General features: G+C 71.1%; 16 protein-coding genes. 5 read left to right on the top strand and 11 right to left on the bottom strand.

Features of this window, described 5'->3' with window-relative positions; all coding sequences use genetic code 11:
* Positions 1 to 4: 4 nt before the first annotated feature.
* Complete coding sequence (locus tag FH608_RS26010) at positions 5 to 289, top strand: DUF4235 domain-containing protein (RefSeq protein WP_139633232.1); 285 nt, start codon at positions 5 to 7, stop codon at positions 287 to 289.
* Here the strand turns inward: FH608_RS26010 and FH608_RS26005 are convergent.
* The 4 genes from FH608_RS26005 to paaN form a co-directional block, all read right to left on the bottom strand.
* Positions 222 to 1,655: an alpha,alpha-trehalose-phosphate synthase (UDP-forming) gene (locus tag FH608_RS26005; RefSeq protein WP_139633231.1), complete on the bottom strand. Its 1,434-nt coding sequence runs from the start codon at positions 1,653 to 1,655 to the stop codon at positions 222 to 224. The two genes, FH608_RS26010 and FH608_RS26005, sit on opposite strands and share 68 nt — an antisense overlap.
* Complete coding sequence (locus tag FH608_RS26000) at positions 1,652 to 3,202, bottom strand: FAD-dependent monooxygenase (RefSeq protein WP_139633230.1); 1,551 nt, start codon at positions 3,200 to 3,202, stop codon at positions 1,652 to 1,654. The genes FH608_RS26005 and FH608_RS26000 overlap by 4 nt, the downstream gene beginning before the upstream one ends.
* Entirely contained in the window at positions 3,199 to 4,146 is a 948-nt protein-coding gene (locus FH608_RS25995; RefSeq protein WP_139633229.1) for an MBL fold metallo-hydrolase, read from the bottom strand. Before FH608_RS25995 ends, FH608_RS26000 begins: the two co-directional genes overlap by 4 nt.
* 71 nt (positions 4,147 to 4,217) lie before the next feature.
* Entirely contained in the window at positions 4,218 to 5,888 is a 1,671-nt protein-coding gene (gene paaN, locus FH608_RS25990) for a phenylacetic acid degradation protein PaaN (protein ID WP_139633228.1), read from the bottom strand.
* Positions 5,889 to 5,989: 101 nt separating this feature from the next.
* Here paaN and paaK point away from each other — a divergent pair, with 101 nt between their 5' ends.
* Together paaK and FH608_RS25980 are read left to right on the top strand one after the other, a co-directional pair.
* The gene (gene paaK, locus FH608_RS25985) at positions 5,990 to 7,285 is read left to right on the top strand and encodes a phenylacetate--CoA ligase PaaK (protein WP_139633227.1); all 1,296 of its coding nucleotides are present in this window, start codon (positions 5,990 to 5,992) and stop codon (positions 7,283 to 7,285) included.
* A gap of 4 nt (positions 7,286 to 7,289) precedes the next feature.
* On the top strand, positions 7,290 to 7,886 hold the full coding sequence (locus tag FH608_RS25980) for a TetR/AcrR family transcriptional regulator (RefSeq protein WP_139633226.1): 597 nt from the start codon (positions 7,290 to 7,292) through the stop codon (positions 7,884 to 7,886).
* Here the strand turns inward: FH608_RS25980 and FH608_RS25975 are convergent.
* From FH608_RS25975 to FH608_RS25960, 4 genes are all read right to left on the bottom strand, one after another.
* Positions 7,875 to 8,699, bottom strand: coding sequence for a hypothetical protein (locus tag FH608_RS25975; RefSeq protein ID WP_226899899.1), 825 nt, complete (start codon positions 8,697 to 8,699; stop codon positions 7,875 to 7,877). The genes FH608_RS25980 and FH608_RS25975 overlap by 12 nt on opposite strands.
* Before the next feature lie 78 nt (positions 8,700 to 8,777).
* The gene (locus FH608_RS25970; RefSeq protein ID WP_090929286.1) at positions 8,778 to 9,077 is read right to left on the bottom strand and encodes a DUF4193 domain-containing protein; all 300 of its coding nucleotides are present in this window, start codon (positions 9,075 to 9,077) and stop codon (positions 8,778 to 8,780) included.
* A gap of 309 nt (positions 9,078 to 9,386) precedes the next feature.
* A complete protein-coding gene (locus tag FH608_RS25965; RefSeq protein WP_139633225.1) occupies positions 9,387 to 10,652 on the bottom strand; it encodes a sensor histidine kinase in 1,266 nt (421 codons plus the stop codon).
* A gap of 38 nt (positions 10,653 to 10,690) precedes the next feature.
* Positions 10,691 to 11,344 (bottom strand): response regulator transcription factor, encoded by a 654-nt coding sequence (locus FH608_RS25960; protein WP_139633224.1) that lies wholly within the window; start codon positions 11,342 to 11,344, stop codon positions 10,691 to 10,693.
* A 235-nt stretch (positions 11,345 to 11,579) separates the two neighbouring features.
* Here FH608_RS25960 and FH608_RS51675 point away from each other — a divergent pair, with 235 nt between their 5' ends.
* Positions 11,580 to 11,744, top strand: coding sequence for a hypothetical protein (locus FH608_RS51675; protein WP_193318623.1), 165 nt, complete (start codon positions 11,580 to 11,582; stop codon positions 11,742 to 11,744).
* Positions 11,745 to 11,815: 71 nt separating this feature from the next.
* Here the strand turns inward: FH608_RS51675 and FH608_RS25955 are convergent, their stop codons facing one another.
* Positions 11,816 to 12,604 carry an inositol monophosphatase family protein gene (locus FH608_RS25955; RefSeq protein WP_139633223.1) on the bottom strand — a complete coding sequence of 263 codons (789 nt, stop codon included), beginning with the start codon at positions 12,602 to 12,604 and terminating at the stop codon, positions 11,816 to 11,818.
* Positions 12,604 to 14,592 (bottom strand): S9 family peptidase, encoded by a 1,989-nt coding sequence (locus tag FH608_RS25950; RefSeq protein WP_226899897.1) that lies wholly within the window; start codon positions 14,590 to 14,592, stop codon positions 12,604 to 12,606. Before FH608_RS25950 ends, FH608_RS25955 begins: the two co-directional genes overlap by 1 nt.
* 56 nt (positions 14,593 to 14,648) lie before the next feature.
* On the opposite strand from FH608_RS25950, the gene FH608_RS25945 reads away from it, so the two are divergent.
* Positions 14,649 to 15,605, top strand: a complete 957-nt coding sequence (locus tag FH608_RS25945) for a ferrochelatase (protein ID WP_139633222.1) — start codon at positions 14,649 to 14,651, stop codon at positions 15,603 to 15,605.
* Here the strand turns inward: FH608_RS25945 and FH608_RS25940 are convergent.
* Complete coding sequence (locus FH608_RS25940; RefSeq protein ID WP_139633221.1) at positions 15,596 to 16,777, bottom strand: lytic transglycosylase domain-containing protein; 1,182 nt, start codon at positions 16,775 to 16,777, stop codon at positions 15,596 to 15,598. The two genes, FH608_RS25945 and FH608_RS25940, sit on opposite strands and share 10 nt — an antisense overlap.
* Between the last annotated feature and the right edge of the window lie 42 nt (positions 16,778 to 16,819).

Below are 16,819 nucleotides of genomic sequence, written 5' to 3'. Positions count from 1 at the left end.
CGGCATGGCGGAGGACAAGCCCGATATCGCCTGGCGCGTCATCGGCGGCCTGGTGGGGCTGGTGACCGCCTGGGCGGCCAGGAAGATCCTCGGATTCGCCTGGGTGAAGGCGACCGGCAAGGAGCCGCCGGTCGACTCGGAGTCGCCCGAGGTCAGCATGGGCGAGGCCATCGGCTACGCGGTGGTGATGGGCGTCGGCATGTCCGTGGCGCAGATCGTGGTCAACCGGACCGCCAAGAAGCGCTACGACGCGTGGAAGTCTGTGAAGCAGGTGTCTCAAGGGCATTGAGAAACTCGCTGGCCCATCGGTCCACGTCGTAGGTGGCGACCCGGCGGCGCATGGTGCGCATCCGCCGGGCCAGCTCGTGCGGCGTGGCCCGCATCGCGGCCAGCATCTGCCGCTTGACGTCCTCCACGTCGTACGGGTTGACCAGGTAGGCCTGGCGCAGCTCGTCGGCCGCCCCGGCGAACTCGCTCAGCACGAGCGCGCCGTGCAGGTCGTGGTGGCAGGAGACGTACTCCTTGGCCACGAGGTTCATGCCGTCGCGCAGCGGGGTCACGACCATGACGTCGGCGGCGAGGTAGAGGGCCGCCAGCTCGGCGTGGTCGTACGACTGGTGGAAATACTGCACCGGCTGGTAGCCGAGCTGGGCGTGCTCGCCGTTGATCCGCCCGACCTGCAGCTCGATGTCGTCGCGCAGCCGTTTGTACTCCTCCACCCGCTCCCGGCTGGGCGTGGCGATCTGCACGAACACGGCCTCGTTGGGCGCCAGCCGCCCGTCCTTGAGCAGCTCCCCGAACGCCTCCAGCCGCTGGCCGATGCCCTTGGTGTAGTCGAGCCGGTCGACGCCCAGCAGCACGTGCTCCGGGTCGCCGAGCTCCACCCTGATCTCCTTGGCCCGCGCCATGATCTGCGGGTCGCGTACGAGCGAGTCGAGCTGCCCGAAGTCCACCGAGATGGGGAACGCCTGCGTGGTCACCACCCGGTCGTCCAGGAAGATCTCGTTCCCCTTGTACGGCAGGCCGAGCAGCCTCCGGCACAGCCGCCGGAAGTTGGAGGCCCCGCCGGGCAGCTGGAAGCCCACCAGGTCGGCGCCGAGCAGCCCTTCGACGAGGTCCTTGCGCCACGGCAGCCGCCAGAACAGCTCCGTCGGCGGGAACGGGATGTGCAGGAAGAACCCGATCCGCAGGTCGGGCCTGAGCCTGCGGAGCATGGCCGGGACGAGCTGGAGCTGGTAGTCCTGCACCCAGACGACCGCGCCCTTCTCGGCGGCGTCGGCGGCGGCGTTCGCGAAGCGCTCGTTGACGGCGCGGTAGGTCTCCCACATCTCCCGGTCGAAGATGGGCGGCGCCACCACGTCGTGGTAGAGCGGCCACAGGGTGGCGTTGGAGAAGCCCTCGTAGTAGAGCTCCACCTCGCGGCCCGACAGCGGGACGGGAATGAGGTTCATGCCGTCCTGCTCGAACGGCGCCAGCTTCTCGTTGGGCGCGCCGTGCCAGCCGGCCCAGGCTCCGTGGCGGCGTTGCATCACCGGCGCGATGGCGGTGACGAGTCCTCCTGGGCTTCTGCGCCACGAGGCCGTTCCGTCAGGCTCGATCGTGCGGTCCACCGGCAACCGGTTGGCGACGATCAGAAACGAGCTACGGCCAGTCACGCAGGTTCCTCCTCCTCACCGAGCGCGCGGCGGACTGCGGCCGCCACTGACTCGGGCCCCGCATGGGGGATGATCGCGGCGATGTGGGAATCGGGCCTGATGAGCCATGCCTCATCGGGCCCGGCGCCGAGCCTCTTCGCGAGCGAGCCCGTGTCGTCGAGCTCGGCGAGCCCCCGAACGGCATGCGGCACCGGTATGACCGTGCCCAATACCTGCACAAACAAACGCGAATCGCACATTTCACCCAGTAGAACCAGGAAACCGTCGCGGCAGTGCTCCCTCATCCTCCCCTCAGGGAGCGCCATGTCCGGCAGGATCACGCCAGGCGCGGGCGCGCACAGCGCCCCCTTCGCCGGCCTGCCCCCGAACGGCCGCGTCGGCTCGGGAGTGGTCAGCGGCGAGTCCACGTACCAGTACGGCTCCGCGAACCGCCCCGAGTCCACCTCCGCCACCACGCCGCCCTCCAGCGCGGCCCGCCGGCGCATCCGCTCCTCCACTGTCCTGGGCGCGAGGAAGCGCATGGTCGCGGCGGTGACGTCGAGGTTCTCGCGCGCCGCCGCGTGCCGCTCGACGTGGTACGACTCCAGCAGCCCTGGCCCGGCCCAGCCGTTGAGCGCGAAGGCCAGCTTCCAGGCCGCGTTCTCGGCGTCGGGCACGCCGGAGTTGAGCCCCCGGGCGCCGAACGGGGCCACCAGGTGGGCGCAGTCGCCGGCCAGCAGGACCCGGCCGACGCGCATGCGGGAGGCGAGCCGCGAGTGGAAGCGGTAGGTGCTGTGCCAGAGCAGCTCGTACGGCTCGTCGCCAAGGATCTGCCGGATTTTTCGCGAAATATCGACCTTAGTTGGGATGTAGTCGGGCGCGATCTGCCAGTCGATCCGGAACGTGCCTCCGGGGCAGGGATGGATCAGCACCTGGCGGCCCGGGTTCCAGACGGGGTCGAAGTAGAAGCGGCGCTCGTTCTCCCAGCCCGGCAGGTCGGCCCTGATGTCGCAGATCAGGAACTGGTCGTCGAAGCTCTCCCCGTCGAACGTGACGCCGAGCGCCCGGCGCACCTGCTCCGCCCTGGCCCCCGCGCAGACCAGCGCGTACGGCGCGCGCAGCCGCCGCTGGCCGCACTGGACCGTCACGCCCGCGCCGTCCTGGACGAGCCCGGTGACCTCGTGGTCCCAGCGCACCTCGACGAGCGGCTGCGCGGCGACGGCCGCGTCGAGGAGCTGCTCGGTGCGGGTCTGGGAGATGTTCACGCAGGACGGCAGCGGCCCCTCGTGCTCGAAGCGCCAGGAGAACAGCTCGCGGTCGCGGTAGTAGGTGCGGGCCGTGGTCCAGGCCAGGCCCTCGTCCGCGATCGCGCCCGCCCCCGCGGCGGCCCAGATGTCGAGTACGTCGCGCTGCTGGCAGATGGACTTGGACCCGGTGGAGTCGCGCCCCGCGCGCCGGTCGAGCACGAGCACGCGCACGCCCCAGCGGGCCAGCAGCAGCGCCGCGCTCTGCCCGACGGGCCCCGCCCCGACGACGATGACCTGAGCGTCCATGGCCGGGCCGGTCATGACTGGAGCTGGTCCCAGACCTCGCGGTCGCGCTCGGCGGTCCAGACGCGCGGCCGCTCCACGCCGTGCAGCTCGTCCCAGAGCCTGGAGACGTTGAACGGCAGGCAGTGCTCGAAGATGGGCCAGGCCCCGTAGCGCGGCTCCAGGGCCCGGTGCGTGCGCTCGAACGCCTCCTTCAGCGTGCCGGCCGCGCTCGTCTCGCGCAGCATCACGGCGAGGAAGTCGCGGGTCTGCGCGATGGCCGCGTCGACGCCCGCCCTGCCGCGCGCCACCGCGCCCCTGCCGCCGACCAGCGTCTCGGCCCCGAACGAGGCCACCCTGTCGAGCGTCGCCCCCGACCAGTCGCGGTGGAAGGCGTCGCCGGTGTAGAGGGCGGCCTGGGACTCGACGAGGTCGCCGGCGAACATGATCCGCTGTGCGGGCAGCCAGGCCACCAGGTCGCCCTCGGTGTGCCCGCGGCCGCAGTGGGCCAGCACCAGGTCGCCTCTGCCGCCGCCGAGGTCGATGGTGAACGTGTCGCTGAACGTCGCCGTCGGCCACGTCAGCCCGGGGATCGACTCGGGATCCTTGAACAGGCGGGGCATCCTGGCGTACTCGCTGGCCCAGTCCTGCTCCCCGCGCTCGGCGATCAGCGCGCGGGTCATGTCGTGCGTCACGATCACGTCCGCGCCGAACGCCGACGCGCCCAGCACCCTGACCGCGTGGTAGTGCGACAGCACCAGGTATCTGATCGGCTTGTCCGTGTGCTCGCGCAGCCTGGCCAGCCACTGGCGGGCGGCCACGGGCGTCGCCAGCGCCTCGAAACAGACGAGGAAGTCGTCGCCCTCGACGGCGCCCACGTTGGGGTCGCCCTCGGCGGTGAGCGCGTAGACGCCCTCCGCCAGGATCTCCAGCGACTGCCGCTTCTCGGCGAGATCCGCCGACGACGCGAACGGCTTGGCCATCGCCCCTCCTTCAGGTCACCACTCCCAGAACACTTCCCGTTCCCGAGCGCCCTGACCGGGCGGGCCGGGGGTCAGGCCGGGCGGCGCGACTGGACGACGTGGAAGCGGCCCGCCACGTAGCCGGGGTCGGTGAGTGAGGCGGTGGCGGCCGGATTTGCGCCCGTGCCGTGGTAGTCGCTGAACGCGGCCGACTGGTTGACGAAGACGCCGCCCGTGAGGTTGCACGACAGGTTGACGCCCGCGTCGAGGGCGACGCGTTCGGCCCGGTCGAGCACGCCGTCCGAGGTGGAGTAGGCGGCGGCGGTGAGCGCCCCGCGCTCCCCGGTCGTGTGGCGCAGCACGTCGAGGCTCTCCTCGGTGGAGGCCGTCGGGATGACGAACGAGATCGGCCCGAAGTGCTCGCGCCCGTAGACGTCGGGCCGGTCGGCGGCCACCTTGACGATCACCGGGGTCCGCACCACCGCGTCGGGGAAGGCCGGGTGCTTCAGGGCACGCGACTCCAGCACCACCTCGCCGTACGACGGCGCGGCCTCCACCCGGGCCAGCACGTCGGGATTGACGATGGCCCCGGTCAGCTCGACCGCGCGCGCCTCGTCGCCGAGCAGGGCCCCCACGGCGCCCGCCAGCCCCGCGCAGACCTCCTCGAAGCTCTTGTGCCCCTCGTCGGTCTCGATGCCTCCGGCGGGCACCAGGATGTTCTGCGGCGCGGTGCACATCTGTCCGCTGTAGAGCGACAGGGAGAACGCCAGGTTGCCCAGCATGCCGCGCCAGGAGCCGGTGGAGTCGACGACGATCGTGTTGACCCCCGCCTTCTCGGTGTGCACGAGCGCCTGGCGGGCGTTGGCCTCCAGCCAGTCGCCGAACTCCGTGGAGCCGGTGAAGTCGACGATGCGGACGCCGGGATGCGTGGCCAGCGTCCTGGCAAGGCCCCGCCCCTCCTCCACCGCCAGCGAGACGAGCGCGGGGTCGAAGCCGGCCTCGGCCAGCACCTCGCGGGCGATCCGCACGGTGATCGCGAGCGGCAGCACCGCGCGCGGGTGCGGCTTGACGATGACCGGGTTGCCGGTGGCGAGCGAGGCGAACAGCCCCGGGTAGGCGTTCCAGGTCGGGAACGTGTTGCAGCCGATCACCAGCGCGACGCCCCTGGGCACGACCGTGAAGCGCTTCTCCATGACCAGCGGCTCGCCCTTGGCCGGCTTCTCCCAGCGGGCGGCCCCGGCCGAGGAGGTCATGGCGGCGTAGGCGTACGCGATCGCCTCCAGCGCGCGGTCCTGCGCGTGCGGTCCGCCCGCCTGGAAGGCCATCACGAACGCCTGCCCGGTCGTGTGCTGCACCGCGCCGGCCAGCTCGAAGCTGCGCCGGTTGATCCGCTCGACGATCTCCACGCAGGCCAGCGCGCGGGCCTGCGGCCCCGCGTCGCGCCAGGCCGGCAGCGCCGCCTGGGCGGCCGCGACCAGGTCGCCGGGGACCGGCTCGGGGTAGGTGACGCCGAGGTCGATCCCGTACGGCGAGCGCTCGGCGCCGATCCACGCCCCCGTGCCCGGCTGGTCGAGGGCGAACGGCTTGCCGAGGTGCGCCTCGAACGCCTCCTTGCCCCGTTCGGCCGCCCCCTCGCCGTAGACGCGCGGGCTCGGCGACTCGGGATAGGCGCTCCAGTATCCGCGCTCGGCGATGGCGGCCAGCGCCCTCTCCAGGGTCTCGCGGTGCTGCTCGAACATGGTGCTCACCCTCTTGACAGGCATGTCCTGACGGTGATGTGTTTACCGAACATTCGGTCAGTTGACAAGGAAGACGTGCGCCGGAAAAAGCACGTCCCCATCCGGTCCCACTGAGGCGGAGAGGCATGAGACTCGGCGACCCCCCGGCGCCGGAACAGCTCGATCCCATGGAGCGCGTGTCCCGCGACGAGCTCATGGCGATCCAGCTCACCCGGCTTCAACGGACACTCATCCGCGCCTACCAAAATGTCCCGCTATATCGGCAAAAATTCGATAATGCGGGCATTCATCCGAACGATTGCCAGGACCTGAGCGACCTCGCGAAATTCCCCTTCACCACGAAGCAGGACCTGCGCGACTGCTACCCGTACGGCATGTTCGCCGTCCCGCGCGAGCGGGTGGCCAGGATCCACGCCTCCAGCGGCACCACCGGCACGCCCACCGTGGTCGGCTACACCCGGCAGGACCTCGACCTCTGGGCGGACGTCATGGCCCGCTCGATCCGCGCCTCCGGCGGCCGGCCGGGCGACGTCGTCCACGTCGCCTACGGCTACGGCCTGTTCACCGGCGGCCTCGGCGCCCATTACGGGGCCGAGCGGCTGGGCTGCACGGTGGTGCCGGTCTCGGGCGGCATGACGCCCCGGCAGGTGCGGCTCATCACGGATCTGCGGCCCGACATCGTCATGGTGACGCCGTCGTACATGCTGGCCCTGCTGGAGGAGTTCGGGCGGCAGGGCCTGGACCCGCGCGCGGCGTCACCGCGGATCGGGATCTTCGGCGCCGAGCCGTGGACCGAGCGGATGCGCGAGGAGCTGGAGGAGGGCTTCGACCTGCACGCCGTCGACATCTACGGGCTGTCGGAGGTGATGGGCCCCGGCGTGGCCAACGAGTGCGTGGAGAGCAAGGACGGCCTGCACGTCTGGGAGGACCACTTCTACCCCGAGACGGTCGATCCCGTCACCGGCGAGCCGGCGGAGGCGGGCGAACTGGTCTTCACGACGCTCACCAAGGAGGCCATGCCGGTCATCCGCTACCGCACGGGCGATCTGACCCGGCTGCTGCCCGGCACCGCCAGGCCCGCGTTCCGGCGGATGGAGAAGGTGACGGGCCGCACCGACGACATGATCATCCTGCGTGGCGTGAACGTGTTCCCCACCCAGATCGAGGAGCTCGTGCTGCGGACCGAGGGCCTGTCACCGCACTTCCAGCTCCACCTGACCCGGCCCGGCCGGCTCGACGTGATGACGGTGCGGGTCGAGGCCCGTCCCGGGTCCGCGGACCGGACGGAGGCCGGGCGGGCGCTGCGCGGGGCCGTCAAGGACACCGTCGGCGTCAGCGTGGAGGTCGAGGTCCTGGATCCGGCGACGCTGGAGCGCTCGGTGGGCAAGCTCCAACGAGTCATCGACAAGCGGGATAATTGATGACATGTCCCCTCCCACCACCCGCCGGCGCAGGCGCGCGCACGACCCGGAGTCCGTGCTGGCCACGGCCGTGGGCGTCTTCAACGAGCGCGGCTACGACGGGACGAGCATGGAGGACCTCGCCAGGGCGCTCGGCGTGACCAAGTCGGCCATCTACCACCACGTGCCCGGCAAGGAGCAACTGCTCGCGCGGGCGCTGGAGCGGGCGCTGGACGGGCTGTCGGCGGTGGTGGGCGACGAGCGCGCGGCGTCGGGCGGCCCCGCGATCGAGCGGCTGGAGTGGGCCGTACGGCAGAGCGTGCACATCCTCGTCGACCGGCTGCCGTACGTCACGCTGCTGCTGCGGGTGCGCGGCAACAGCAGGACCGAGCAGGCGGCGCTGGAGCGGCGGCGGGAGTTCGAGGGGTTCATCAGCCGCCTGGTCAAGGAGGCGGCGGCGGAGGGGAGCATCCGGCCGGACGTGGATCCGGCCCTGGTGACGCGCCTGCTGTCGGGCACGGTGAGCTCGATCACCGAGTGGTACCGACCGGCGCCGGGCGCCTCGGCCGACGACCTGGCCGACGCGCTGCTCAAGATGACCTTCAGCGGTCTACGGGTCTAACTCCCTGCGCCGCTGGGGGTCGATCTCCGCCTGCGGCGTGGCGGGCGGCGCCGCAGGCCCCTTGATGCGCAGGTCCTCGCGTACGGCCTCGCCGAGCTTCTTGGTGGCCACGCGGTTGAGCGCGCCGCCCGCGATCGCCCCGGTGAGGAACGGGCCGAACGTGGTCAGGTGGCGGCCGAGCGTGCGGAGGAGGCGGTTGCGCAGCGCGGTCTTGGTGGCCGTGCCGAGCGCCAGGGTGACGGACGTGGGCGCGAGGGGGTCGATGCCACGCTGTCTGGCCCAGGCGGCCGTGAAGGCCATCGCGCGCTGGGCGCCGGAGCCCTCGACGCGGACGCCGTAGACCTCGTGCAGCTCTGCCAGGAGCTTGACCTCGATGGCGGCGACGACGATGGTCTCGGCCACGAGCTGTGCGGGGGCGGAGAGCAGGAGGGGCGGCGCGGCGAACTCGGCGGCGGCCAGCGCTCCGCCGATGGCGCCGACCGTCATCGTGGCCTTCTGGGCGGTCCGCACCAGGTCGTCGGCGAGCTGCTCGCCGGTCAGTCCGTGATGGTGCTCGGAGAGGGTGTGCAGGTCCCTGATCGGGATGCGGGGGGCGATGTTGAGGAAGACGTCGGCGAGCCAGCGTCCCCGGCCCGCGCCCCTGGCGCGTGCCCTCTTCGCCCCTTCTGAAAGGGCCTTGGCTAGTCGGCCGAGCAGCCTGCGCCGCTCGGCCGGCTCCAGCTCGCCGGGCGCGGTGAGCTTGCCCACGAGCTCGCCGACCTCGCGTTCGGGGTCGGCGACCTCGTCTTCTGGTCTGTTGTCCGGTACGGCCACGCGTTGCCTCCGTCCTCTTGGTCGCGAACGCCCGGGGTCGCCTTTCTCGCTTCTACCCCGAGTCTGTCGCTCCAGCGGTCAGGCGGCGCACTCCCGGCAGACCTGCTGGCCGTTCCTCTCGGAGGCCAGTTGACTACGGTGATGCACCAGGAAGCAACGCGAGCAGGTGAACTCGTCGGCCTGGCGGGGAATCACCCGCAGGGACAGCTCTTCGTTCGACAGGTCCGCACCGGGCAGCTCGAGCGACTCGGCCAGGTCGGTCTCGTCGATGTCGATGCTGCCCGACGACTTGTCGGTGCGCCGCGCCTGGAGCTCCTGGAGGCTGTCCTCCCCCAGGTCGTCGTCTGTCTTGCGCGGGCTGTCGTAGTCGGTAGCCATTGTGCTTACTCCATCCCCCTCATCTATATGTCCTCGCGCTCATCGCGCGTCTTCTAACGTCCAGGAGGCCCATCTTGTGCCCGTTCCGCCACGGAGATTTCCCATCGGTACCCCGCGGGAACGGGCAACGAACCTCCCAACACGTCAGGGCCTGCTGCCGTCGGCAATGGTTAGCCAAATATGGCGAAACCCACAGCCTTGGCGCCATGCACCACCGTGTTCGACGGCACATCCAACCACATGTGTGGCGAGAACGAGACGCCCCCCGTACATCAACACGCGGACGAACACGCCGGAGCGGCACGAGCCTCAGCGTCTCGGCAGCCGAATGGTCACGACCAGCCCTCCGCCGTCGCGCGGCGCCGCGGACACATTTCCCCCGTGCGCCTGCACGACCGCGCGAACGATGGACAGTCCGAGCCCCGATCCCTTCGCCGATTCCACGCGGTCCGCGTGGAGCCTCCTGAAGGGCTCGAACAGGCTGTTGACCTCGTACGCCGGGACGTGCTGCCCCGTGTTGGCCACCTGAACAACCAAGGCACCGTCCACCATTCCCGTCCGGATCCAGACTTTTCCGTTTTCGGGAATGTTGTACTTGACAGCGTTCTCCAGCAGGTTGCTGACGGACCGCTCCAACAGCACGGGGTCGCCTATGGTAGGCGCGCTGACCAGATCGGTGGTCAGGCTCACCCCGTGTTCCTGGGCGAACGGCTGGACCTGTTCGACGGCCGTCTGCGCGACTTCCTGAACGTCGAGCGGTTTGCGCACCGCGAGTTCGCGTTCGCTCCTCGCGAGCAACAGCAGTCCCTCGATGAGCTTCTCGTTACGCGCGTTGACTTCGAGCAGGGTACGGCCGAGCGCTTTGAGGTCCTCGGACGCCTCGGGATCGGACAGGGCGATCTCCAGGACGGTCCTGTTAATGGTGAGAGGGGTGCGCAATTCGTGAGAGGCGTTGGCCACGAATCTGCGCTGGGTGTCGAAGGCGATGTTGAGCCGGGTGAGCATGGCGTCGAACGTGTCGGCCAGCTCCTTCAGCTCGTCGCTGGGGCCCTCCAGGGCGATGCGCTGGTGGGCCAGGGTGCTCTCGGACAGCTTGCGCGCCGTCGCGGTCATCTGCGCCACCGGCCGCATCGCCCGGTCCGCCACGAAGTAGCCGATGATGAGCGCCAGAAGGCCGACGCCCAGCAGCGCCAGGATGACGTTGCCGAGCAGCGCGTCGCGCGCCCTCTGGACGGCGTCCTGCTGCCAGCTGTGCCACGCGTTCTGGAGATAGTCATCCTGCGCAGGAGGGAGGCCCAGGTCGATGGTGGGCCACGCCGCGCTGATCGACGAACCGACGATCGCGTAGACCGATCCCAGGAGGGCGGCGGCGGCGGCGAAGAAGAGCGCGCTGTAGGTGAGCGTGAGACGCCACCGGATGCTGACCTTGCCCGGCAGTTCCTTCACGCGGTCCATCGTGGTCCGCTGCACCGGCGGGTGCGACGGCGGGGGCGGCCCGTCCCAGACGGGCGGGCCGCTGGGCGGAGGAGCCTCCTGCACACGGGTCGCCTTCCGCGCCGAGTGCGGACTGATCATCGGATGCGTCGGCCCTGCCTCGCGCTCTGGCCGGTCACTCACAATTTGTACCCAACCCCGGGCACGGTCTCGATCACCTGAGGCTCGCCCAGCTTCTTCCGCAACGTCATCATGGTCACGCGGACCACGTTGGTGAACGGGTCGATGTTCTCGTCCCACGCCTTGTCCAGCAGGTCCTCCTGGCTGACCACGGCGCCCTCGGCCCGCATCAGCTCCTCCAGGACCGCGAACTCCTTCTTGGTCAGCACGACCTCCCTGCCGGCGCGCTCCACCAGCCGCTTGCCCGGGTCGAGCCGGATGCCGCCGCGCTCCAGCACGGGCGGCAGGGCGGGGGCGGAGCGGCGGCCGAGCGCCCGCACCCGGGCGACCAGCTCGATGAACACGAACGGCTTGGCGAGGTAGTCGTCGGCCCCCAGGCCCAGACCCTCCACCTTGTCGTCCACGTCACCCGACGCGGTCAGCATGAGGATCCGGGAGGCGGTGCGCTCCTCCACCAGCCGCCGGCACACCTCGTCGCCGTGGACCACCGGCAGGTCACGGTCGAGCACGATCACGTCGTAGTCGATGTACGAGGTGCGCTCGAGGGCCCCGCCCCCGTCGTAGGCCACGTCGACCGCCATGGCCTCGCGCCGCAGCCCGGTCGCGATCGCGTCGGCGAGCACCCGCTCATCCTCCACCACCAGCACTCGCACGCCTGAAGCACCTCTCTCCGGTTCTGGTCACTCATTCTGCTCACAGCCTCGATAAGCGCACGGTAAGGCATGTTCAGGGGTGGGTGACCCCCCGGTCAGGAGGAGGACTCAGAAATTCATGTTTCGGGGGGCGACAAGCAGGGGTATGCCTGCGGGACACCCATTGCCCGGATATCACCTGGCAATGGGCGTACCTCGCATCCCCGCACGGATCGGACCCCAGAGAGTAGGTGAGATGGGCGAGTTCACCACCACGATCGAACACCGCCTCGACCAGGCTTACAAGGGCCTTCGGGAGGCCAAGAGCGTCGGCGACGACTACCTCGCCGACACCCTCACCGCCGAGATCGAGGACCTGCGCAGGCTGGCCGACGATCACGGCATCCCGTTGCCCCGCTAATCCACGACATGAAACGGCCGGAGCCCACCGCAGGGGCTCCGGCCGTTTCATGCCGGTCAGGTCATACCCGGTCAGGCGTCGCGCTCGGGATCCAGCGGTGCCAGGACGTCGTGCAGCTCCTCGAACAGCCCAGGCGCCGCGCAGAGCGCGAAGTCCGGGCTGACCGGCCTGCCGTTCAGGCCGGCGAGCCGGGCGCCCGACTCGGTCGCCACCAGGCCGGCCGCCGCGAAGTCCCACGCGTTGATGCCGCGCTCGTAGTAGGCGTCCACCCGGCCCGCCGCCAGCGAGCACAGGTCGATCGCGCACGAGCCGCCGCGCCTGATGTCGCGCACCCGGGGCAGCACCGCCGCCACCACCTGGCCCTGCACCGTGCGCTTGGCCACCGAGTAGCCGAAGCCGGTCGCCACCAGCGCCTGCGCCAGCGGCACCCCGGTGTTGCAGCGCAGCCGCTCGCCGCCCAGCCAGGCGCCCTCGCCGAGCGCGGCGCTGTAGAGCTCGCCGCGCACGGGCACGTTGACGACCCCGGCCACGACCCGGCCGTTCACCTCGACGGCGATCGACACCGCCCAGTCGGGCAGGCCGTACAGGAAGTTGACGGTGCCGTCGATCGGGTCGACGATCCAGCGCACGTCCGACTCGCCGGGCTGCTCTCCGCCCTCCTCGCCGAGGATCCGGTCACCGGGCCTGGCGGCCAGGACGCGCTCGCGGATGAGCGCCTCAGAGGCCGTGTCGAGCGCGGTGACCACGTCGGTGGGGCTGGACTTGGTCTCGACCTCCTCGGACATCGTGGGCCGCTTGGCGAGCAGCATGTCGCCCGCCTCGCGCGCGATGTCCTCGGCCAGCCGCAGGAAGTCCGTCATCAGGCCACCGAGTCCGGGCGCTTCCACTCCTCGCCGAGCACGTGCTGGGCGAGGAAGGCGAACACGGTCTCGTACCAGGCGACGGCGTTGCCCGGCTTGAGGATCCAGTGGTTCTCGTCGGGGAAGTAGAGGAACTTCGACTCCACCTCGCCGCGCCGCAGGTCCCACCAGAGCCGCAGGGCCTCGCCGATGGGCACGCGGTAGTCCTTGTCGCCGTGGATGACGAGCAGCGGAGTGGTGATCTTGTCGAGCGAGTGGTGCGGCGAGAGCAGGGCGTAGCGCTCGGAGCCGGGCTCGCCGAACTCGCGCTGCCAGTACATGGAGGCGTCGGTGGTGCCGGCGAACTGGTCGAGGTTCCACAGGGAGGCGTGGGTGACGATGGCCTTGTAGCGGTCGCTGTGGCCGGCGAGCCAGTTGGCCATGTAGCCGCCGTACGAGCCGCCCATCGCGCCGATGCGCTCGGCGTCGATGTCGTCCCTGGCCAGGGCCACGTCCACGATCGCGTCGAGGTCGGCCTGGGTGCGCGGGCCCCAGTTGCCCCAGCCGCGGTCGATCATCTCCTGGCCGTAGCCGGTGGACAGGCACGGGTCCGGCAGGAGGACGGCGTAGCCGCGCGCCGTCATGAGCCACGACTGCCAGCGCCACTGCCAGTCGTTCCACGAGGAGACCGGGCCGCCGTGGATCCACAGCAGGAACGGCGCGGGCTGGTCGGCGGAGGCGCCCTCGGGCAGCGCGAGCCAGCCGCGGATGGTGGTGCCGTCGTCGGCGGTGGCGGAGATCTCGGTGAGCGTGCCGGGCACCTCGGGGCGCGGCGCGGGCGAGGGCAGGTCGGTGACCTCGCCGGTGGCGACGTCGATGCTCGCCGGGCCGGGCGCGAGGTCGACGGCGCTGCGCAGGGCGTACACGACGGTGCCGTCGGGGGAGGCGTTGAGCGCGGCGTACGAGGCGTCGTCCCCGGTCAGACGGGCCATCTCCCCGTCCAAAGAGACGCGGAAGACGGGGCGGCGGCCCTGGTGGTCGGCCACGATGTAGACGGCCGAGGAGTCGGGGGCCCACTCGATGCCCGAGGGGAACAGGTCGGGCGCGTACGCGCGGCCCTCGCCGGTGGCCAGGTCCGCGATCCACAGCTCCAAGCGCACCGAGACGTCCAGCCCGGTGAAGCGCTCGCGCGAGCAGGCGATCCTGGCGCCGTCGGGCGAAATCGCGAGAGGGGCCGTGTGGTCGAAGCCCTCCTCGGCGAGCACGGTGCGCCGCTCGCCCGAGGCCACGTCCACGGCCACCACGTCGGTGCGGAACTCGCCCTTCGGCAGGTACGTGCGCCACGTCGTGACGACGGTGGCCCCGTCGGGGGTCAGCTCGAACGAGGCGTCGCGCAGCGCGTCGCCCGCGTCGGGGGTCAGGTCGCGCACGTCCTCCAGCCGGTCGGCGCCGAGCCGGGCCGCGAACAGCCTGGTGCGGCCGGGGCCGAGGTCGTGGTCCCAGTAGCGGACCGGGTAGCCCTCGTGCAGGATGGCGCTGATCCCGGCGTCCTTGCGGGCCTTGCGCTTGGCCTCCTCGGCGGCCTCCTCGCCGTCGAGCACGTCGGAGGAGAACACGACGACGTCACCGGCCGTGCGGACGGCGCCGATGCCGCCCGGGCGGGTGGCCACCTGGCGGGCCTCTCCCCCGGCGCGGGGCAGCAGCCAGAGCGAGGGCACCTCGTCGGTGGAGTCCTTGACGGTGGGGTCGGTGCGGGAGGAGGTGAACAGCACGTCGCCCGCGTCCGTGAAGACGGCGGCGGACTCGCCCTTCGCCGAGCGGGTCAGCCGGTACGGCTCGCCGCCGACCGGGCCACCGACCGAGATCGCCCAGAGCGCGGTGCCGAAGGACTTGCCGTCGGGATTGAGTGACTGGACCGTCGAGATCAGCCTGGAGCCGTCGGGAGAGAGCCGCAGGGAGAGGACCCGGGGGATGGCCACATAGTCTCGTATGTCATTGAAAGCGCTCACTCGATCGAACCTACCTCGCCGCGAGGACCACCCGCATTCCTGAATACTGTGGTCACGTGGGAGATTACGACGCGTTGCTGGTCCTGTCGTTCGGTGGGCCCGAAGGTCCCGACGACGTGATCCCGTTCCTCGAGAACGTCGTGCGCGGGCGCGGTGTGCCGCGCGAGCGGCTGCTGGAGGTGGCCGAGCACTACCAGGGCTTCGGCGGGGTCAGCCCGATCAACCGCCAGAACCGCGAGCTGGTCGAGGCGCTGCGGCCGGTGGCGGGCGTGCCGGTCTACTGGGGCAACCGGAACTGGCACCCCTTCGGCGAGGACACCGTGCGCCGGATGCGGGACGACGGGGTCAGGAAGGCGGCGGTGTTCGCGACGTCGGCGTTCGCGGGCTACTCCAGCTGCCGCCAGTACTACGAGGACATCGCCAGGATCTCCGTCGAGGGCGGCCCCGAGCTGGTCAAGATGCGGCACTTCGGCGACCATCCGGGGTTCGTGGCCGCGATGGCCGACCACACGCGGGCGGCGCTGGAGCGGCTCGGCCGCGACGACGCCCGGCTGGTGTTCACCGCGCACAGCATCCCCGTCTCCATGGCCGAGACCGCCGGGCCGTCGGGCGGCCTGTACGAGGCGCAGCTGCGCAGGAGCGCCGAGCTGGTCAACCAGGCGCTGGGCCGCACGCAGCCGTGGGACCTGGTCTGGCAGTCGCGCAGCGGCCCGCCGCAGGTGCCGTGGCTGGAGCCGGACGTCTGCGACTTCCTGCGCAAGACGGATGCCCGTCCGGTCGTGCTGGTGCCGATCGGCTTCGTCTCCGACCACATGGAGGTCGTCTACGACCTCGACACCGAGGCCCGGCAGGTGGCCGCCGAGCTGGGGCTGCCGATGGAGCGGGCGGCGACGGCGGGCACGCACCCGCGCTTCGTCCGGATGGTGCGCGAGCTGATGGACGAGCCGGAGCCCGTCCCGTGCGCCCTCACGTGCTGCCCCGCCCCCAGGCGGCGGCCGGCCGCTCAGGCGTAGGTGCGGGCGTACGCCTCGGCGATGCCCATGACCTTGTTCACGTAGTCCCATGAGTGGTTGTAGAACCAGATCGCCTTGCGCAGCTTCTCGCCGCCCTGGCCCGCGCCGTTGGCGCACAGGTAGTTGGCCGCGCCCGGCACCGCGTCGTACGGGCTCCAGATGTCGCTCTTGCCGTCGCCGTCGCCGTCCACGCCGTAGTGCTTCCACGTCGCGGGCATGAACTGCATCGGCCCGAGCGCGCCCGCGCTGGACGGGCCGTTGTTGCGGCCGTGGCCGCTCTCCACCTGCCCGATGGCCGCCAGCACCGTCCACGACAGGCCGGGGCAGCGGGTGGCGGCGGCCTGGTAGAGCTCCAGGTAGCTGCCGGGGCGGCCGACGTTCACGGTGGCCCGCGGCTGCTCCTCCCTGGCCGTACGGTGGGCCGCGTCGAGCATGACGATCTGGGCGCGCTTGCCGAGCAGCTTGCGCACGCCCGACTCACTGATCTTGCCGGGCTTGCCGTGCAGCAGCACCGCGACGTCTTTCGCGAACCCCAGTGACCTGCCCAGGTCCGCGCTGACCAGCCCGTCGACGCCCTTGAGACCGAGCGTGGCCGAGGCGGCGAGGCGCAGCGTGGGCCCGCCGTCCACCTGGTACATGGCGCCCAGGATCAGCCCGTACTTGCGTACCGTGCCCGCGTCGGCCACCCACTCGCCCCTGGCCAGCGCGCTCCACACGCCCGGTTCGTCGGCGACCTGCCGCGGCGTCCAGGAGCGGAAGTCCACCGGGTCGACGGCCAGCAGGTTGAGCCCGGTGCCCGACACCTTGAGCGCGCCGGCGTCCACCACGATCGCCTTCTCCACGTGCGCCAGCCCGCCGAGCGCGAGCCTCGTCTTCGCGGGCACCGTGCCGGCGGCCACGGCCAGCACGCGCGGCGGGGTCACGGTGACCCCGGGGCCGCCCCTGCCGAACTCCTTGACCGGCTCCTTGACGGGCTCGGCGCTCGGCACGATCTGGTCGAGCCGGGGAGCCGGCTTGCGGGCCCTAGGCGTCGCCTGGCCGCGTACCGGCTCGTTGGCGGTTTTTACCAGGTCATCACCCATGATCACGACTATTCCGCCGGCGGCGGTGGTGATCGCGAGTACGGCGATGATCATGAGCATGACCGCACGGAACGAGGGAAGACCGGACACTCGGGACACGTTAACTCACGCGGCCGAAAAACACTTGCCCTC

The sequence above is a fragment of the Nonomuraea phyllanthi genome (assembly GCF_006334985.2).
Taxonomy (GTDB): Bacteria; Actinomycetota; Actinomycetes; order Streptosporangiales; family Streptosporangiaceae; genus Nonomuraea; species Nonomuraea phyllanthi.
This window is presented reverse-complemented; position numbering and strand designations above follow the sequence as displayed.

Excerpts from the sequence above, each read along its gene's own strand:
- paaK (WP_139633227.1), top strand. The coding sequence starts at position 5,990 with ATGAGACTCGGCGACCCCCCGGCGCCGGAACAGCTCGATCCCATGGAG.
- FH608_RS25970 (WP_090929286.1), bottom strand. The coding sequence starts at position 9,077 with ATGGCTACCGACTACGACAGCCCGCGCAAGACAGACGACGACCTGGGG.
- FH608_RS26000 (WP_139633230.1), bottom strand. The coding sequence starts at position 3,202 with ATGACCGGCCCGGCCATGGACGCTCAGGTCATCGTCGTCGGGGCGGGG.
- FH608_RS26010 (WP_139633232.1), top strand. The coding sequence starts at position 5 with ATGGCGGAGGACAAGCCCGATATCGCCTGGCGCGTCATCGGCGGCCTG.
- FH608_RS25955 (WP_139633223.1), bottom strand. The coding sequence starts at position 12,604 with ATGACGGACTTCCTGCGGCTGGCCGAGGACATCGCGCGCGAGGCGGGC.
- FH608_RS51675 (WP_193318623.1), top strand. The coding sequence starts at position 11,580 with ATGGGCGAGTTCACCACCACGATCGAACACCGCCTCGACCAGGCTTAC.
- FH608_RS25980 (WP_139633226.1), top strand. The coding sequence starts at position 7,290 with ATGTCCCCTCCCACCACCCGCCGGCGCAGGCGCGCGCACGACCCGGAG.
- FH608_RS25995 (WP_139633229.1), bottom strand. The coding sequence starts at position 4,146 with ATGGCCAAGCCGTTCGCGTCGTCGGCGGATCTCGCCGAGAAGCGGCAG.
- FH608_RS25965 (WP_139633225.1), bottom strand. The coding sequence starts at position 10,652 with ATGATCAGTCCGCACTCGGCGCGGAAGGCGACCCGTGTGCAGGAGGCT.
- paaN (WP_139633228.1), bottom strand. The coding sequence starts at position 5,888 with ATGCCTGTCAAGAGGGTGAGCACCATGTTCGAGCAGCACCGCGAGACC.